The organism is Acinetobacter sp. ANC 4779, assembly GCF_004331055.1.
Taxonomy (GTDB): Bacteria; Pseudomonadota; Gammaproteobacteria; order Pseudomonadales; family Moraxellaceae; genus Acinetobacter.
The window spans coordinates 18,067-35,062 of sequence record NZ_SJNU01000014.1 but is presented as its reverse complement, the minus strand read 5'-3'; the positions used below and the strand labels follow the sequence as shown (position 1 = coordinate 35,062).

The window sequence follows — 16,996 nt, the reverse complement described above, 5'->3', positions numbered from 1 at the left end:
TGTTTCTCCTTACACGCGACGTTTTTTAGGTGGACGACAACCGTTGTGCGGGATTGGCGTCACATCGGTAATGCTGTTAATTTTATAACCCACTGCACCTAAAGCACGAACCGCAGATTCACGACCAGGACCAGGACCTTTTACAAGGACGTCCAAGTTTTTCAAACCGTAATCTAAAGCAGCTTTACCAGCAACTTCAGCAGCTACCTGAGCAGCAAACGGAGTTGATTTACGTGATCCACGGAAGCCTTGTCCACCTGAAGTGGCCCAAGCCAATGCATTACCTTGACGATCGGTAATAGTAACAATGGTGTTATTAAAAGAAGCGTGAATGTGTGCAACACCTTCAGAGACGGTACGGGTGACCTTCTTGCGTGCGCGAGTATCTTTAGCCATCTTTTAGCTTCCAGAAATCTTATTTCTTAATAGGTTTGCGCGGACCTTTACGGGTACGTGCGTTAGTTTTGGTGCGTTGTCCACGGACAGGCAAGCTGCGACGATGACGAAGACCACGATAGCAGCCTAAATCCATTAAACGTTTAATGTTCATGGAAATTTCGCGACGTAAATCACCTTCGGTCGGAACCTTGGTAATTTCTGCACGAATCGCATCAAGCTGAGCATCATCCAATTCACGGATCTTAGTAGTAGTTGGAATACCAACAGCAGCTAAGATGTTCTTAGCAGTGTGGCGGCCGATACCAAAGATATACGTGAGGGAGATAACAGCATGCTTGTTATCCGGAATGTTTACACCGGCAATACGAGCCATTCACTTTCTCCAAAAAGGCAGTAGAGATAATCAACCGCCCGACAAAAACCTTGAGGGGCGGATATTAACCCAATTCGCCTACTGAAATCAACAGGTCTAGATCAGATTAACCTTGACGCTGTTTATGACGAGGTTCTGCGCTACAAATCACGCGGATAACCCCATTACGACGGATAACTTTACAGCTACCACAAATTTTTTTAACAGAAGCTTGTACTTTCATGATGAAACCTCAAGTGCGCTTATCCCTTAGGATGAGCAGTCGTTTTTCTCATTAACGTTTGATTATCGTATTGATGCGAGGTGAGATGTGCTTGTAGCTGAGCCATAAAGTCCATCACGACTACCACAACGATCAGCAAAGAGGTACCACCCAAAGAGAATGGAATACCAAATGAGCTCTGTAATACCATCGGCATTAAACAAATCACTGTGATATAAATCGCGCCAATAAAGGTCAAACGATTGAGAATATGATCTAAGTAACGAGCAGTTTGCTCACCTGGACGAATACCAGGCACATAAGCTCCGCTGCGTTTCAAGTTCTCTGACACTTCTTTAGGGCTAAAGACTAGCGCAGTATAGAAGTAACAGAAAAAGATAATTAACGCACCAAAGAGCACCAAATACAACGGCTGTCCAGGCGACAATACGAGTGCCAAATCTTGTAGGCTACGCTTGATAATATTTGCACTAGGATCAGCACTACCCACCCATTGACCTAAGCTCGCTGGGAACAAAAGCAATGAACTGGCAAAAATTGCCGGAATCACACCCGCCATATTAATTTTTAATGGCAAATGTGTCTGCTGTGCAGTAAATACACGACGACCTTGTTGTTTTTGAGCGTAATTGACTGGTATGCGACGTTGTGCTTTTTCAATAAACACAATAGCTGCCAATACACCTATAGATAACAAACCAAAGATTGCCAAGCCAATAAGACTTGTTTGACCATTATCTACTGATGATAAAGATTGCATAACTAAATTAGGCAATCCAGCAACAATACCCGCAAAGATGATCATGGAAATACCATTCCCAACTCCACGTTCAGTAATTTGCTCACCCAACCACATCAAGAACATCGTACCCGCGACCAGTGAAGTGACAGCAGGAATATAAAAAGCTAGGCCTCCAGTCAAAGTGATCCCTTGACTAATAAGTCCTGCACACATCCCTACAGACTGCACAAGTGCAAGCAACAATGTACCTTGTCGCGTATATTGATTAATCTTACGCTTACCTTGCTCGCCTTCTTTCTTTAAAGCTTCCAGCGAAGGAATAACCGTAGACATTAACTGCACAATAATTGAAGCAGAAATGTACGGCATGATCCCTAAAGCAAGAATTGACATCCGCTCTAATGCACCACCTGAAAACATGTTAAACAAACCAAGGATCGTACCTTGGTTTGCATTAAACAAATTTTCGAGTGCAGCATTATTAATGCCTGGTACTGGAATATGTGCTCCTAGTCGAAAGACCATTAATGCACCAATAAGGAACATCATTCGGCGAATAATTTCACGATATTTCACATGAAACGGCTGCCCTTTCATCATGTTAACATGACCTGAAGAACTAGGAGACATAGACACTAGCGATTACTCCTCGACTTTGCCGCCAGCAGCTTCAACAGCAGCTTTAGCGCCTTTAGTCAATGCAACACCTTGAATAGTGAATGCACGAGTAATATCACCAGAAAGTACGATACGAGCACGAGTCATATCTCTACGTACAACATTCGCTGCTTTTAAAGTTTCAAGTGAAACAATATCACCTTCAACTTTAGCAAGCTCTGATAAACGTACTTCAGCAGTTTTTAAAGCGAGTTGGCTAGTAAAACCGAATTTAGGCAAACGACGATATAACGCAGTTTGACCACCTTCAAATCCTGGACGAGTACCACCGCTCTTACGTGAGTTCTGACCTTTGACACCACGGCCACCAGTCTTACCAACGCCAGAACCGATACCACGGCCTACACGAAGGTTGTCACGTTTAGCACCTTCTGCAGGTGCAATTGTATTTAAACGCAGAGTCATGGTTTACTCCTCTACACTAACCATATAGTAGACTTGGTTGATCATACCGCGGTTAGAAGGAGTATCAACAACTTCTACTGTATGACCAATACGACGCAGACCTAAACCTTGAAGGCTAAGCTTGTGATTTTTCAAGCGATGCGATGAAGATTTAGTCTGGGTAACTTTAATCGTTTTCATGATTGATTACCCTTGAATTTGTGCTACAGATAAACCACGTTTCGCAGCGACTTTCTCAGGAGAAGTCATATCACGCAAACCTTTAAAAGTTGCGTTAACTACGTTAGCAGCATTTGTAGAACCATAGCATTTCGTCAATACGTTATGTACGCCAACAGCTTCTAGAACTGCACGCATAGCACCACCAGCAATTACACCAGTACCTTCAGAAGCAGGTTGCATGTAAACGCGGCTTGCACCGTGACGAGCATTAATAGGGTGTTGTACAGTACCGTTAACAAGATCAACAGTAATCATGTTGCGACGTGCAGCTTCAAGTGCTTTAGAAATAGCAGCTGGAACTTCACGTGCTTTACCACGACCAAAACCTACGCGACCATTACCATCACCCACAACAGTTAATGCTGTGAAAGAGAAGATACGACCACCCTTAACAACTTTGGCTACACGATCAACGGCAACCAGCTTTTCAACAAGACCTTCGTTTTGTTCAACTTTAGCCATGATTAGAACTCCAAGCCGTTTTCACGAGCAGCATCAGCCAAGGCTTTGATACGACCATGATATTTAAAACCAGAACGGTCAAATGCAACTTTTGTTACACCAGCTGCTTTAGCACGTTCTGCGATTAAAGCACCTACTTTCTGAGCTGCTTCAACGTTACCAGTTGTGCCAGCACGTAAAGTAGCATCTAAAGTTGAAGCTTGCGCTAAAACTTTGCCACCATCTGCTGAAATAACTTGAGCATAGATGTGACGCGGAGTGCGGTTTACACACAAGCGAGTCGCACCCAATGCACGGATGTGCAAGCGTGTGCTTTTCGCACGACGCAAACGGGATTGTTTCTTTTCGTTCATAAGAACCTCGCGCCCTATTTCTTCTTAGCTTCTTTACGAAGAACAACTTCATCCGAATAACGAACACCTTTACCTTTATAAGGCTCTGGCTCACGATATGAACGGATATCTGCAGCTACTTGACCCAACATATGTTTGCTTGCTGATTTCAAAACGATTTCAGTAGCAGTTGGAGTTTCAGCAGTCACACCTTCAGGAAGTTTATAATCGATAGGGTGTGAAAAACCTAGGTTAAGATGAACAACGTCACCTTTAACCGCAGCTTTATAACCAACACCGATTAGTTGTAACTTACGTTCGAAGCCTTCGTTAACACCTTTCACAAGGTTGTTAAGAACAGCGCGAGCTGTACCAGCTTGCATCCAAGAATCTTTAGATTCTTTAACTGGAGCAATATGAAGCTGACCTTCTTCCTGTTTTAGCTCGACCAGCGCATGCAGGTTGAAAGACAATGTACCTTTATTGCCTTTCACTTCGACCTGCCGGCCGTTCTGAGTAACTGTAACGCCGTTAGGCACAGTTACTGGGGCTTTAGCCACACGAGACATGAGGATTCACCTATTAAGAAACAAAAGCAATAACTTCACCACCGATACCAGCAGAACGTGCTGCGCGATCAGTCATGATGCCTTTGCTTGTAGAAACAATTGCAATACCTAAACCTTGCTTAACGCTCGGAAGTGCATCTTTACCGCGATACTGACGTAGACCTGGACGGCTTACGCGTTTCACAGTTTCGATAACTGGTTTGCCTTCAAAATATTTTAACGTAATTGTTAAAGTTGCTTTGCCTTCAGCATCAGCAACTTCTACGTTAGAAATGTAACCCTCTTGTTGAAGAACGTTAGCAATAGCAACCTTCAACTTAGAGTTAGGCATAGAAACAGTTTGTTTCTTAGCCATTTGTGCGTTACGAACACGGGTTAACATGTCGGCAACGGTATCTTGCATACTCATTATAGTCGCTCCTTACCAGCTTGCCTTAACCATGCCCGGTACATCACCTTGCATGACAGTTTCACGTAATTTGTTACGGCTTAAGCCGAACTTACGGAAGTAACCATGAGGACGACCAGTTAAACCACAACGGTTACGAAGACGTACTGGAGACGCATTACGTGGTAATGCCTGAAATTTCATCATCGCTTCGAAACGTTCTTCATCTGATGCATTTACGTTTGCAATAACAGCTTTTAATTCAGCACGTTTTGCAGCGTATTTAGCAACAGTTTTTTCGCGTTTCAATTCGCGATTAATCATACCTTTCTTAGCCATATCGACCTCTTATTTAAACGGGAAGCCGAATGCACGCAATAGCGCACGGCCTTCGTCATCGGTGCGAGCAGTCGTAGTAACGGTAATATCCATACCACGAATACGATCAATCTTATCAAAATCGATTTCAGGGAACATGATCTGTTCCTTCAAACCCATTGAGTAGTTCCCACGACCGTCAAATGATTTCGCAGAAAAACCACGAAAGTCACGGATACGAGGGATCGCAATAGAGATCAAACGGTCTAAGAATTCGTACATACGTTCGCCGCGTAAAGTAACTTTACAACCAATCGGCCAACCATCACGGATTTTAAAACCAGCGATAGATTTGCGAGCTAAAGTAAGTACTGGTTTTTGACCAGCAATTGCTTGCATATCAGAAAGAGCGCCATCTAACAATTTCTTGTCAGCTGATGCAGCACCAACACCCATGTTGATGGTAATTTTTGTAATGCGTGGAATTTCCATCACATTCTTAACGCCCAATGTTTCTAACAATTGAGCTTTAAGTTCTTCGTTGTAACGTGTTTTAAGTCTGGCCATGGCCTATATCAACCTATTACTTCGCTACCGCCACTGATTCACCATTTGATTTGAATACGCGAGTTTTCACGCCTTCAGCATCAAATTGGTAACCAACACGGTCAGCCTTTTGGGTTGTAGCATTAAAAACTGCCACGTTTGAGATATGAAGCGTCGCTTCCTGAGTTACGATGCTGCCTTCAACACCAGTAGCTCGGTTCGGCTTTTGATGCTTCTTAACCAAGTTAAGGCCTTCAACCTTAACGCGGTCATTTGAAACAGACAGAACAGTTCCCTGATTGCCTTTTTCTTTACCTGCGATCACAATAATTTGATCGCCTTTTTTAATCTTAGCCATGAGTGCCTCTTATAGAACTTCAGGAGCCAATGAAATGATTTTCATGAACTGTTCAGTACGAAGTTCACGAGTCACTGGTCCGAAAATACGAGTTGCAATCGGCGCTTTGTTGTTGTTCAAAATCACAGCAGCATTGTCATCAAAACGGATGATAGAACCATCCGGACGACGTACACCGAATTTCGTACGTACAACTACAGCATTCATCACGTCGCCTTTTTTAACACGACCGCGAGGAATAGCTTCTTTTACAGTAACTTTAATAATATCGCCAACAGAAGCATAACGACGGTGTGAACCACCTAGTACTTTAATACATTGTACGCGGCGAGCACCACTGTTGTCTGCTACGTCGAGCATACTTTCGGTTTGAATCATTGCCCTACTCCAAAACCGAGCATCACCGGTTACAATTTCGAAAGGCTCAAAGAGTACTCGAAATTAACCGATGATGCAACAAGAACGTCTAATTACTCAGCAGCTGCTTCAATAACTGCCACTAAAGCCCAAGCTTTAGTTTTAGAAATTGGGCGGCTTTCTTTAATGGTTACCAAGTCGCCGGTTTTAGCAACATTGTTCTCATCATGAGCGTGTAATTTAGTTGAACGGCGGATTGATTTGCCATACAACGGGTGTTGAACGCGGCGTTCAATAAGCACAACAATAGACTTGTCCATTTTGTCGCTTACGACTTTGCCGGTTAACGTGCGAACTGTTTGTTCACTCATTGTCCGTTCCCCTGTTTTTCGGTAAGGAGTGTCTTAATACGAGCAATAGTCTTACGAGTAAGCGCAACTTCATGCGATTTACCCAATTGACCAGTTGCCTTAGCCATACGAAGACGGAATTGGTTAAGCTGTTGCTCATCAAGCAAAGCTGTCAACTCTTCTACCGACTTTTCACGTAGATCATTAGTTTTCATTACATCACCGTCTTAGTAACGATAGTGGTTTTAAACGGAAGCTTAGCAGCTGCAAGCGTAAACGCTTCACGTGCCAATTCTTCGCTAACACCATCCATTTCGTACAAGATCTTACCTGGTTTGATTTGGCAAACCCAGTATTCCACAGAACCTTTACCTTTACCCATACGAACTTCTAATGGTTTTTCAGTAATTGGTTTGTCTGGGAAAACACGGATAAAGATCTTACCACCACGTTTTACACGACGGCTAATTGTACGACGCGCAGCTTCAATTTGACGAGCAGTCATTTGACCACGCTCGAGAGATTTAAGCCCAATAGTACCGAATGATACAGTGCTACCACGATGCGCTAGACCAGTGTTACGGCCTTTTTGTACCTTGCGGAACTTAGTACGTTTAGGTTGCAACATGGATTATTCTCCTTTTTCAGCAGAACGATCATTGCGACGACCACGACGCTCTTGACCTTCACCACGACCGCGACCGCGTTTAGCTGGACGTTCTTCAGCAGGAGCAGGGTTCATGACTTGTTTCATGCCACCTAAGATCTCGCCACGGAATACCCAAACTTTAACACCAATCGTACCGTAAGTAGTTTCAGCACGTACAGATGAGTAGTCGATGTCAGCACGAAGTGTATGCAAAGGTACACGACCTTCACGATACCATTCAGTACGGGCAATCTCTGCACCACCTAAACGACCAGAAACTTCAACTTTGATACCTTTAGCACCAGCACGCATAGAGTTTTGAACCGCACGCTTCATAGCACGACGGAACATTACACGTTTTTCTAGTTGAGAAGCGATAGCTTCAGCAACCAAACGAGCGTCTAAATCTGGGCGATCGATTTCGTTGATGCTTACTTGCGCAGGAACACCCATAATAGATGTTAATTCGCGTTGTAATTTCTCAATATCTTCGCCTTTTTTACCGATAACGATACCTGGACGAGCAGTGCTAATGGTAATTTTAGCAGCGCCTGTAGGACGTTCGATAAGAATTTTGCTGATCATCGCGTTTTTAAGTTTTTTATTTAAAAACTCACGAACTTGAAGATCTTTAAGCAAATATTCAGCGTATTGTTTCGGACTCGCATACCAGTTAGCGTTATGACGTTTCACAACACCTAGGCGGATACCGATTGGATGAACCTTCTGACCCATATCAAACCCCTACCTTAACGGTGATGTGACAAGTACGCTTAGTGATACGATCTGCACGGCCTTTAGCACGTGGCATAATACGTTTAAGGCTCACACCTTCATCAACGTAAATCGTAGCAACTTTAAGGTCGTCTACATCTAAACTGTTATTATGTTCAGCGTTTGCAACTGCAGATTCCAACGCTTTTTTCACTAAAACTGCAGCTTTTTTATTGCTGAAGTTCAAGATGTTTAAAGCGTGAGCAATAGATTTGCCACGAATCAAATCTGCAACCAAACGTGCTTTTTGTGCCGAGATAGCGGCACCGCGTAATTTAGCAGTAACTTCCATCATAGCACCTTAACGTTTAGATTTCTTGTCAACACCGTGACCACGATAGGTACGAGTTGGCGCGAATTCACCGAGTTTATGACCAACCATATGTTCAGATACGATTACCGGAACATGGTTACGACCATTATGAACAGAAATTGTTAAACCAACAAAATCTGGGAGTATCATCGAACGACGCGACCAAGTTTTGATCGGCTTACGGTTATTAGCCGCGATAGCCGCTTCAACCTTAGCGAACAAGTGCGCATCGACGAATGGGCCTTTTTTCAGAGAACGAGGCATTGTCAGATTCCTTTACTTGTTACTTAACGCGACGGTCGCGAATGATCATCTTAGTCGTACGCTTGTTGGTACGTGTTTTGTACCCCTTAGCTTTTTGACCCCATGGGCTTACAGGTTGAATACCTTTATTACGCCCTTCACCACCACCATGTGGGTGATCAACTGGGTTCATAGCCATACCACGTACGGTAGGACGAACGCCACGCCAGCGTGAAGCACCCGCTTTACCGAGTGAACGAAGGTTGCTTTCTTGGTTAGAAACTTCACCAAGTACAGCACGGCATTCAACGTGAATTTTACGCATTTCGCCAGAACGTAGACGAACAATTGCGTAAGAACCGTCACGACCCAACAACTGAACAGAAGTACCAGCTGAACGAGCTAATTGCGCGCCTTTACCGATTTTAAGTTCGATGTTGTGAAGAGTAGAACCGATAGGCATGTTACGAAGTGGCAAGCAGTTACCTGGACGAATTGGAGCATCGTTACCAGATTGTACTTTATCACCAGCACGCAAACCTTTAGGAGCAATGATATAACGACGTTCACCATCAGCATACAAAACTAAAGCAATGTGTGCAGTACGGTTAGGATCGTATTCGATACGCTCTACAGTAGCAGGGATACCGTCTTTGTTACGTTTAAAGTCAACTAAACGGTAGTGCTGTTTATGACCGCCACCAATGTGACGAGTCGTAATGTGACCGTTATTATTACGACCACCAGTACGTTTTTTAGCTTCAATCAACGGTGCATAAGGCGCGCCTTTGTGAAGATGGTCGTGAACGACTTTCTCTACAAAGCGACGTCCTGGTGACGTTGGCTTACATTTTTGAATAGGCATAATTCTCGTCCTTATTCCGCTGCGCTTTCAGCGGTATCGCCCAAGTCAGCCATCTGAACATCTTGGCCAGCTTTCAGGGTGACGTATGCTTTTTTAACATCAGAACGGCGTCCTAATGTTTTACCAAAGCGTTTAGTCTTACCTTTAGTGATCGTCGTGTTAACTTTAACAACTTGAACACCAAAGAGTTGTTCCACTGCTTTTTTGATTTCAAGTTTAGTTGCGTTAATAGCAACTTTAAAAACTTGAACACCAGCAGCTTCACCTAGAACTTGCGCTTTTTCTGAGAATACAGGTCCTTGTAGGACTTGATAGATACGTTCGTTGTTCATCCGAGTTCTACCTCAATTTTCTTAGCAGCAGCTACAGACATAACAACTTTGTCGAACGCGATCAAGCTAACAGGATCAATTGCAGCAGCATCAACCACATCTACATGCGGAATGTTACGTGCAGCAAGATATAGATTCTCATCTACAGCATCCGTAACGATTAATGCGCGAACAGCATTTAAGTCGTTAAGTTTAGCAAGCAATTCTTTAGTTTTAGGAGCTTCAACAGTAAACTCTTCAACCAATACCAAGCGATCTTGACGAACAAGTTCAGCTAAGATGCATTGCATAGCACCGCGGTACATTTTACGGTTAACTTTTTGAGACCAATCTTGTGGACGAGCAGCAAAAGTTTTACCACCACCAACCCAGATTGGGCTACGAATAGAGCCAGCACGCGCACGACCAGTACCTTTTTGACGGAATGGTTTTTTACCACCGCCAGATACGTCGCCACGTGATTTTTGAGCTTTAGAACCTTGACGACCACCAGCTAAATAAGCTGTAACAACTTGGTGTACAAGAGCTTCGTTAAACTCACGTCCGAAAGCAACTTCAGACAATTCAACAGCAGAGCCGGAAACAGTATTTAAATTCACAATATTTCCCCTCAGGCCTTGATCGTTGGACGAACGATAACGTCGCCACCAGTTGAACCAGGGATTGCACCTTTAACAACAAGAATTGAACGTTCCATGTCGATAGATACAACTTCAAGACCCTGTACTGTTACGCGTTCATCACCCATGTGACCGGCCATTTTCTTGCCTTTAAACACGCGTCCAGGAGTCTGATTTTGACCAGTAGCACCTAAAGAACGGTGAGACAATGAGTTACCGTGAGTAGCGTCTTGAGTACGGAAGTTCCAACGTTTAACACCACCTTGGAAACCTTTACCTTTAGATTGACCAGTTACGTCAATTACTTGACCAACAGTAAATAAGTCAACACCAATGGTACCGCCAACTTCACGACCTTCAAGCTCAGTTTCTGAAACGCGGAATTCTTTAACCAAACGACCAGCAGCAACACCCGCTTTAGCGAAGTGACCTTTCTGGGGGTTAGTTACGCGAGATTCGCGACGTTCACCAGTAGTGATTTGAATCGCTTGATAACCATCAGTTTCAAGCGTTTTGATTTGAGTGATGCGGTTAGGATCAACCTCAATCACCGTAACAGGTACAGAAACACCAGCATCTGTAAAGATACGTGTCATACCGCACTTGCGACCGACTAAACCAATAGCCATGTGCATAAACCTCTAAAAAAGCGGCTTAATTAACTTAGAGCGTTAATTAACCCGAAAGCCTTAACCCAATGCGATCTGAACATCAACACCAGCTGCAAGATCCAATTTCATCAATGCATCAACAGTTTTGTCTGTTGGTTGAACGATATCGATCAAACGCTTGTAAGTGCGGATTTCATACTGGTCACGCGCGTCTTTATTAACGTGCGGTGAAGTTAGAACGTTAAAACGTTCGATGCGTGTAGGCATCGGAATTGGACCACAAACTTGTGCGCCAGTACGTTTTGCTGTTTCTACGATCTCTTGAGCAGATTGATCAATCAGACGATGATCAAAAGACTTCAAACGGATACGGATTCTCTGGTTAGACATACCAGTAAACTCCAAGCCAAAAATATAAAGAATCACCTCTGACGCATCTCACCCTATTGGTAAGTGTCAAAGGCAGTGAAAATCACTAAGGTCATGATCGATGCCACGACTGTCACGATATTAACTACTTTATTCGTAGTTAACCCCTTTTATTAAAGGGCCGCTCATTATAGCCACTGTTTAACGCTTAAGCAAATCTCTTTTCAACTTTTTAGTGGTTTTCTGACATTATAAATTTGTAACATTGTTTAAAAATAAATCAACGTCCGGTATTTTGCAAAACATACTCTATTGCTTTATTTAATATTTGATTTCCTTGAATAAAATTATTTTTTGGCGATTTTTCTAGTTGTTGCGCGGATTGTACATAATCGCCTGAAAAGTTTACTCGCTCTTCATCATTTTCCAAAAATAGCTTTAGTGTTTCTGGCGTGATTTCTGGATGAAACTGGAATCCCAAGACATTTTTGCCAATTTGGTACATCTGGTTTCGGCAAACATCATTTTCAGCCAAATGAATCGCCCCTTTCGGTATTTCAAAGGTTTCTCTATGCCATTGCATCACATTAAATTGCGCTGGTAATTCAAAACATGCTTCAGGCACATGCTTAACTTTGCGTACCCCCGTCCAACCAAGTTCCTGTTTTTCATTACGGTTAACCGCTGCACCCAATGCATTAGCGATAAGCTGAGCACCCAAACATAAACCAATTGCCGGTTTACCCATCGACAGGTAACGTCGCAACCAGCGTTTTTCGACCTTTAACCAAGGAAAATTTGCTTCATCATTCACACTCATTGGACCACCCATAATAATGAGTAAATCCACATCTTCCACATGCGGTAAAGCTTCAATATCCAAAGGACGATCTACAGGTAATGCAAAAAACTCCGTTGCACTCATTTTAGCCTGGTGCTGTTTTAAAAATGGATAACAACTGCCGTATCCTTCGCCAGCGATATGCTGAAAATAATGGACGTTTAAATGCGACTTCATACGCTCCTACCTATTGTTGTGTTCTGCGATAGGTTTGCAAAAATAAAGCCAACATTATGTGCAGATTAACGTTTCTATACATTTCGGCATTTATATAGCCTAATTTGCGCGTTTCTCTTAAGCTAAGACTAATTTTGATACGACTTAGGGCAGAACCTTGAAAAAAAATCCGCAAACAGAACTGATTCATGCACCGCGCAAAGCCCCTCAATACATATCTACAGTTCAACCTCCCCTGTTTCGTGCATCGACCATTATTTTTGAAGATACCCATGCACTGTTTAATCGCCATTGGACAGATGACTATGACTATAGTTATGGCACCCACGGTACACCGACCACTTTCACTTTAGCTGACAACATCGCCCAGATTGAAGGAGGTGATTATTGTCTGCTTGCGCCAAGTGGGTTGTCTGCCATTAATTTAGTCAATTCTTGTTTTTTAGCACACGGAGATGAAGTCTGGGTTGCAGACAATATCTATGGGCCAAACATGGAACATTTGCGTAATCTAGAAACACGTTATGGCATTTCAGTTAAGGTTTACAATTCTATAGATGTGGATAGTTTCCAGCCTACCAATAAAGCCAAACTGATTTGGCTAGAGGCAGCCGGTTCTGTGACTTTAGAATTTCCAGATTTGGTAAATTTGGTCAAAAAAGCTCAAGCACACAATATCCTGACGGCACTGGACAATACTTGGGGTGCCGGCCTTGCTTTTAATGCCTTTGATTTTTCTGATCAGCATTTAAGTGTTGATCTGACGGTACATGCGCTGACGAAATATCCAAGCGGTGGCGGAGATGTTTTGATGGGTTCGGTGGTGACAGTTGATAAAAACCTACATCACCAACTGTTTCGTATGCATGCCATTCAAGGTATCTCTATTTCAGGGGATGATGCTGCACAAGTTCAACGCAGTTTAGCTTCCATGCGAGTTCGTTATGAACATCAGTCCCAAAGCACTTTAAAGCTGCTGGGCTGGTTGAAACGACAAAAAGAATTTGTTCAGGTGCTGCATCCTGCCGATGAATCCTCTGCCGGACATCACTACTGGAAAGAAATCTGTCATACGGGCCAAAGTGCCGGCTTGGTGAGTGTAATTTTCAAACCTGACTATACGCTCTCAGATATCCGCAAATTCTGTGATGCTTTACAACTGTTCAAGCTGGGTTTTAGCTGGGGCGGCCCTGTCAGCTTGGTCATGCTGTATAACTTAAAAGATATGCGTGTACTTGAACATACACATTTACAACAAGGATTGCTGGTTCGTTTTTGTATAGGACTGGAACATCCAGATGATTTAATTCAAGATATAGAAAACGCGTTAAAACAATTAAATACACCACAACTCGAATAACACCAAACATAAGAAAATAAAATAGGAACAGACATGAGTACACCTATCGTTATTGCCAAGAAAACCTCGAATACGCAGCAAGAGATTGTTTTACATTCACAGTTTGCCAACCGTCACGGCTTAATCGCGGGTGCAACCGGAACGGGTAAAACGGTGACGTTAAAAGTTCTTGCAGAAAACTTTTCCCGAATTGGTGTACCCGTGTTTTTAGCCGATGCCAAAGGCGATGTTTCAAGCCTGGCCAAAGCGGGTTCAAGTAATGCTAAATTCGATGAACGTCTTAAAGTCTTAAATATTGAATCTATCCCCTTTGCTGCATCACCCGTAGTGTTTTGGGATTTATTTGGCCAACTAGGTCATCCGATTCGAACCACCGTTTCGGAAATAGGACCGTTACTCTTAGCACAAATGCTCAATCTGAATGACACACAACAAGGGGTACTTTCGGCAGTTTTCCGGATTGCAGATGATCAGGGCTTACTGCTGATTGATTTTAAGGATTTAAAATCTATTATTACTTATGTGTCTGAACATGCCACGGAATTTCAGGCTGAATACGGCAACCTTTCTCCTGCCAGTCTGGGTGCCATTCAACGTAATTTATTGGCGCTTGCAGACCAAGGTGGCGATCAGTTTTTTGGCGAACCGAGTTTAAACATTCTGGATTTTATTCAGACGGATAGCCAAGGGCGGGGTTACATCAACCTGTTGGCAGCTGACAAATTGATGAACACTCCCAAACTGTATGCCACTTTCCTGCTCTGGATGTTATCGGAACTGTTTGAACAATTGCCTGAAGTAGGCGATATGGATAAACCCAAACTGGTGTTCTTCTTTGATGAAGCACATTTATTGTTTGATAATGCCAGCACAGCGCTACAGGAAAAAATTGAACAGATGGTGCGTTTAATTCGCTCCAAAGGGGTCGGCATTTACTTTGTAACACAAAATCCACTCGACCTGCCTGAAAGCGTTTTAGGACAACTGGGTAATCGCATCCAGCATGCCTTACGTGCATTTACCCCAAAAGATCAAAAAGCGGTAAAAACGGCAGCAGATACCTTCCGCGCCAATTCTGAATTTAAAGTCGATCAAGCCATTACCGAACTGGGTGTCGGTGAAGCCTTAATTAGCTGCCTGGATGAGCAAGGCACTCCACAGATTGTTGAACGTGGCTGGGTAATGCCGCCCTACTCTTCATTTAGCCCGATTAGCTTAGATGAACGCAAAATACTGATGAATCAAAGCATTGTTGCAGGAATTTATGAGCAGCATGTGGACCGCGAAAGTGCGTATGAAATATTGCAGCAAAAAGTGGCACAGCGTCAGCAACAGACAGTGGCAGAGGAAACAGCGAAACAGCAAGCTAAACAACAAGAAGCCCTTATCAAACAACAAGCCAAGGATCAGGAAACTTTTGCCAAACAGCAAGCACGCGAACAAGAACGTATTGTACGTGAACAACAGAAAGAGGCTGAACGCGCCTCAAAGCAACGTGAAAAAATCACTCAAGATATTGTCGGAACATTTGCCAAAAGTACGGCACGCAGTTTAGGGGGAAGTACAGGACAGAAAATTGTCCGTGGTTTGCTCGGTTCTCTTTTCGGCAGAAAATAACTTTCTTCTTCCTAGCAGGATTTTCAAAATTATGGAATATTCAAATATTCCATAATTTTTTTATGGTTTTTTAAAAAGAAGTATTTACAATAATTTTTATAAGATGTATTTTAAATACATCTTATAACCCTAACAGATGTTCTAGCCATGACTCCACAACATATCGAACTTGTTAAATCCACTGTCCCTGTCCTTCGTGAAAATGGTGTTGCACTGACCAGCTATTTTTATAAACGCATGCTGAACAACAATCCAGAATTAAAAAACATCTTTAACTTAGATCATCAAGCTAGCGGCCGTCAGCCACGCGCCTTGGCTGCTGCTGTATTGGCTTATGCAGAACATATTGAAAACCCGAGTGTATTGGCTAAAGCAATTGAGCACATTACCACTAAGCATGTCAGCCTGGATATCCAGCCTGATCACTATGCCATTGTTGGTGACAACCTGTTGCATTCAATTAGCGAGGTTTTAAATGTACCTTTTGAATCTGACCTGATTGCTGCCTGGAAAGAGGCTTATCTGCAATTGGCAGGCATCTTAGCCGGTGTAGAAAAACAGAAATATGAAGGTTTGGCTGCACAAAATGGCGGTTGGGCTGGATGGCGTACTTTTGAAATCGCTGCAGTTGAAGCAACTGACACAGGTAAACGTTTTACTTTAAAAGCACAAGATGGTCAGCTGGTTGCTGCTGCTGAAGCAGGTAGCTATATTTCAGTTAAGGTTCAAGTTCCTGGACATGATATTCAACAGCCACAACAATTTACTTTTGCTGAAGCTCAATCTGCAGATCAGTTTACTTTTGAGGTAAAACCTGAAGAAAATCATACAGAATATTCTGTGGCTAACATCTTGCTTGAAAACTACAAAGCTGGTGATGTGGTTCAGGTTTCTGTACCAGTTAAAGGCTAAATGCATCATCAGTCATTAATTGCTTGTTATTGAAAGTTCCCTTCTGGGAACTTTCAAGTTAGGCTATCCACCTTCCCACGTTCTAAAGACCCTATGCAACTCAATAAATTTACTGATTATGCCTTGCGTCTATTGATGTATATCTCTAGACCCAGAGATACCCCGTATACCATTGCAGAAATTGCACAGGATTTGCATGTCTCTCAAAATCATCTGGTCAAAATTGTCCATTTCATGGGAAAACAGGATTGGATCGTTACCGCACGCGGCAAAGGCGGTGGGATTCGCTTGAATGCAGAAACTTTAAATTTAAATCTGGGCCAAATTGTGCGTATCCTGCAAGGCGATAACCAGATTGTGGAATGCAACACTCCGCCCTGCGTAATGCGCAGCAACTGCGGACTTAAAGGCATTTTAGATCAAGCACTTGAGCAGTTCTACCGGTCGCTAGATCACTATCGTTTAGGCGATGTGCTGGATACCGGCAGTTCCGCTAAATCCGCATCTCCCCCCCCGATTGCACTGCTTAATCTTTAAATCGTCCGCCGAAGTTGTACTGCTTTCAAAATGCAAAGGTCGCTTGCCTAGACG

Annotated in this window: 29 protein-coding genes and 1 pseudogene; 4 read left to right on the top strand and 26 right to left on the bottom strand. The window is 43.1% G+C overall.

Annotation, left to right across the window (positions count from 1 at the left end; genetic code table 11):
* Positions 1-9 precede the first annotated feature (9 nt).
* The 26 genes and pseudogenes from rpsK to E0H80_RS14475 form a co-directional block, all read right to left on the bottom strand.
* Complete coding sequence (rpsK, locus tag E0H80_RS14600) at positions 10-396, bottom strand: 30S ribosomal protein S11 (RefSeq protein WP_004281491.1); 387 nt, start codon at positions 394-396, stop codon at positions 10-12.
* Positions 397-415: 19 nt separating this feature from the next.
* Entirely contained in the window at positions 416-772 is a 357-nt protein-coding gene (rpsM, locus tag E0H80_RS14595) for a 30S ribosomal protein S13 (RefSeq protein WP_053579520.1), read from the bottom strand.
* Between the two features lie 106 nt (positions 773-878).
* Entirely contained in the window at positions 879-995 is a 117-nt protein-coding gene (gene rpmJ / locus E0H80_RS14590; RefSeq protein ID WP_000867907.1) for a 50S ribosomal protein L36, read from the bottom strand.
* A 19-nt stretch (positions 996-1,014) separates the two neighbouring features.
* Positions 1,015-2,334, bottom strand: coding sequence for a preprotein translocase subunit SecY (secY, locus tag E0H80_RS14585; protein ID WP_171255409.1), 1,320 nt, complete (start codon positions 2,332-2,334; stop codon positions 1,015-1,017).
* 45 nt (positions 2,335-2,379) lie between these two features.
* Positions 2,380-2,820 carry a 50S ribosomal protein L15 gene (rplO, locus tag E0H80_RS14580; RefSeq protein ID WP_067868554.1) on the bottom strand — a complete coding sequence of 147 codons (441 nt, stop codon included), beginning with the start codon at positions 2,818-2,820 and terminating at the stop codon, positions 2,380-2,382.
* Between the two features lie 3 nt (positions 2,821-2,823).
* Positions 2,824-3,000, bottom strand: coding sequence for a 50S ribosomal protein L30 (gene rpmD, locus E0H80_RS14575; RefSeq protein WP_067726633.1), 177 nt, complete (start codon positions 2,998-3,000; stop codon positions 2,824-2,826).
* Positions 3,001-3,006: 6 nt separating this feature from the next.
* Positions 3,007-3,504, bottom strand: coding sequence for a 30S ribosomal protein S5 (rpsE, locus tag E0H80_RS14570; RefSeq protein WP_067726635.1), 498 nt, complete (start codon positions 3,502-3,504; stop codon positions 3,007-3,009).
* Between the two features lie 2 nt (positions 3,505-3,506).
* Entirely contained in the window at positions 3,507-3,857 is a 351-nt protein-coding gene (gene rplR / locus E0H80_RS14565) for a 50S ribosomal protein L18 (RefSeq protein WP_004281497.1), read from the bottom strand.
* 14 nt (positions 3,858-3,871) lie between these two features.
* A complete protein-coding gene (gene rplF, locus E0H80_RS14560) occupies positions 3,872-4,405 on the bottom strand; it encodes a 50S ribosomal protein L6 (protein ID WP_067868556.1) in 534 nt (177 codons plus the stop codon).
* Between the two features lie 13 nt (positions 4,406-4,418).
* On the bottom strand, positions 4,419-4,814 hold the full coding sequence (gene rpsH / locus E0H80_RS14555; protein WP_067726639.1) for a 30S ribosomal protein S8: 396 nt from the start codon (positions 4,812-4,814) through the stop codon (positions 4,419-4,421).
* Positions 4,815-4,826: 12 nt separating this feature from the next.
* Entirely contained in the window at positions 4,827-5,132 is a 306-nt protein-coding gene (rpsN, locus tag E0H80_RS14550) for a 30S ribosomal protein S14 (protein WP_067868559.1), read from the bottom strand.
* 9 nt (positions 5,133-5,141) lie between these two features.
* A complete protein-coding gene (gene rplE, locus E0H80_RS14545) occupies positions 5,142-5,678 on the bottom strand; it encodes a 50S ribosomal protein L5 (RefSeq protein ID WP_067726643.1) in 537 nt (178 codons plus the stop codon).
* A 16-nt stretch (positions 5,679-5,694) separates the two neighbouring features.
* The gene (gene rplX, locus E0H80_RS14540) at positions 5,695-6,015 is read right to left on the bottom strand and encodes a 50S ribosomal protein L24 (RefSeq protein WP_067868562.1); all 321 of its coding nucleotides are present in this window, start codon (positions 6,013-6,015) and stop codon (positions 5,695-5,697) included.
* Between the two features lie 9 nt (positions 6,016-6,024).
* On the bottom strand, positions 6,025-6,393 hold the full coding sequence (rplN, locus tag E0H80_RS14535; RefSeq protein WP_004650480.1) for a 50S ribosomal protein L14: 369 nt from the start codon (positions 6,391-6,393) through the stop codon (positions 6,025-6,027).
* A 92-nt stretch (positions 6,394-6,485) separates the two neighbouring features.
* Positions 6,486-6,743 carry a 30S ribosomal protein S17 gene (rpsQ, locus tag E0H80_RS14530; RefSeq protein WP_131366920.1) on the bottom strand — a complete coding sequence of 86 codons (258 nt, stop codon included), beginning with the start codon at positions 6,741-6,743 and terminating at the stop codon, positions 6,486-6,488.
* Positions 6,740-6,937, bottom strand: a complete 198-nt coding sequence (gene rpmC / locus E0H80_RS14525) for a 50S ribosomal protein L29 (protein WP_005012982.1) — start codon at positions 6,935-6,937, stop codon at positions 6,740-6,742. The genes rpsQ and rpmC overlap by 4 nt, the downstream gene beginning before the upstream one ends.
* Complete coding sequence (gene rplP / locus E0H80_RS14520; protein ID WP_067868565.1) at positions 6,937-7,350, bottom strand: 50S ribosomal protein L16; 414 nt, start codon at positions 7,348-7,350, stop codon at positions 6,937-6,939. Before rplP ends, rpmC begins: the two co-directional genes overlap by 1 nt.
* Positions 7,290-8,106, bottom strand: a pseudogene (rpsC, locus tag E0H80_RS14515) (30S ribosomal protein S3). The gene rplP and the pseudogene rpsC overlap by 61 nt, the downstream one beginning before the upstream one ends.
* A gap of 1 nt (position 8,107) precedes the next feature.
* Positions 8,108-8,437 carry a 50S ribosomal protein L22 gene (gene rplV, locus E0H80_RS14510; protein WP_039619839.1) on the bottom strand — a complete coding sequence of 110 codons (330 nt, stop codon included), beginning with the start codon at positions 8,435-8,437 and terminating at the stop codon, positions 8,108-8,110.
* A 9-nt stretch (positions 8,438-8,446) separates the two neighbouring features.
* The gene (rpsS, locus tag E0H80_RS14505; protein ID WP_004281508.1) at positions 8,447-8,722 is read right to left on the bottom strand and encodes a 30S ribosomal protein S19; all 276 of its coding nucleotides are present in this window, start codon (positions 8,720-8,722) and stop codon (positions 8,447-8,449) included.
* Positions 8,723-8,741: 19 nt separating this feature from the next.
* A complete protein-coding gene (gene rplB, locus E0H80_RS14500; RefSeq protein WP_067868570.1) occupies positions 8,742-9,566 on the bottom strand; it encodes a 50S ribosomal protein L2 in 825 nt (274 codons plus the stop codon).
* A gap of 11 nt (positions 9,567-9,577) precedes the next feature.
* Complete coding sequence (rplW, locus tag E0H80_RS14495; RefSeq protein ID WP_067868573.1) at positions 9,578-9,898, bottom strand: 50S ribosomal protein L23; 321 nt, start codon at positions 9,896-9,898, stop codon at positions 9,578-9,580.
* Positions 9,895-10,497, bottom strand: coding sequence for a 50S ribosomal protein L4 (rplD, locus tag E0H80_RS14490; RefSeq protein ID WP_131319110.1), 603 nt, complete (start codon positions 10,495-10,497; stop codon positions 9,895-9,897). Before rplD ends, rplW begins: the two co-directional genes overlap by 4 nt.
* Before the next feature lie 11 nt (positions 10,498-10,508).
* On the bottom strand, positions 10,509-11,147 hold the full coding sequence (gene rplC / locus E0H80_RS14485; RefSeq protein ID WP_131269174.1) for a 50S ribosomal protein L3: 639 nt from the start codon (positions 11,145-11,147) through the stop codon (positions 10,509-10,511).
* 60 nt (positions 11,148-11,207) lie between these two features.
* Positions 11,208-11,519: a 30S ribosomal protein S10 gene (gene rpsJ, locus E0H80_RS14480; protein ID WP_000070912.1), complete on the bottom strand. Its 312-nt coding sequence runs from the start codon at positions 11,517-11,519 to the stop codon at positions 11,208-11,210.
* Between the two features lie 259 nt (positions 11,520-11,778).
* Positions 11,779-12,516 (bottom strand): type 1 glutamine amidotransferase, encoded by a 738-nt coding sequence (locus E0H80_RS14475; protein WP_131366918.1) that lies wholly within the window; start codon positions 12,514-12,516, stop codon positions 11,779-11,781.
* Between the two features lie 157 nt (positions 12,517-12,673).
* Between E0H80_RS14475 and E0H80_RS14470 the strand changes: the two genes are divergently transcribed.
* The 4 genes from E0H80_RS14470 to E0H80_RS14455 all read left to right on the top strand — a co-directional run bounded on the left by E0H80_RS14470 (position 12,674) and on the right by E0H80_RS14455 (position 16,942).
* Positions 12,674-13,876, top strand: coding sequence for a PLP-dependent transferase (locus tag E0H80_RS14470; RefSeq protein ID WP_131366916.1), 1,203 nt, complete (start codon positions 12,674-12,676; stop codon positions 13,874-13,876).
* Positions 13,877-13,909: 33 nt separating this feature from the next.
* A complete protein-coding gene (locus tag E0H80_RS14465) occupies positions 13,910-15,493 on the top strand; it encodes a helicase HerA-like domain-containing protein (RefSeq protein ID WP_131366914.1) in 1,584 nt (527 codons plus the stop codon).
* Positions 15,494-15,640: 147 nt separating this feature from the next.
* The gene (locus tag E0H80_RS14460; protein WP_131366912.1) at positions 15,641-16,405 is read left to right on the top strand and encodes a globin domain-containing protein; all 765 of its coding nucleotides are present in this window, start codon (positions 15,641-15,643) and stop codon (positions 16,403-16,405) included.
* A gap of 93 nt (positions 16,406-16,498) precedes the next feature.
* The gene (locus tag E0H80_RS14455) at positions 16,499-16,942 is read left to right on the top strand and encodes an RrF2 family transcriptional regulator (RefSeq protein WP_131366910.1); all 444 of its coding nucleotides are present in this window, start codon (positions 16,499-16,501) and stop codon (positions 16,940-16,942) included.
* Positions 16,943-16,996: the final 54 nt, after the last annotated feature.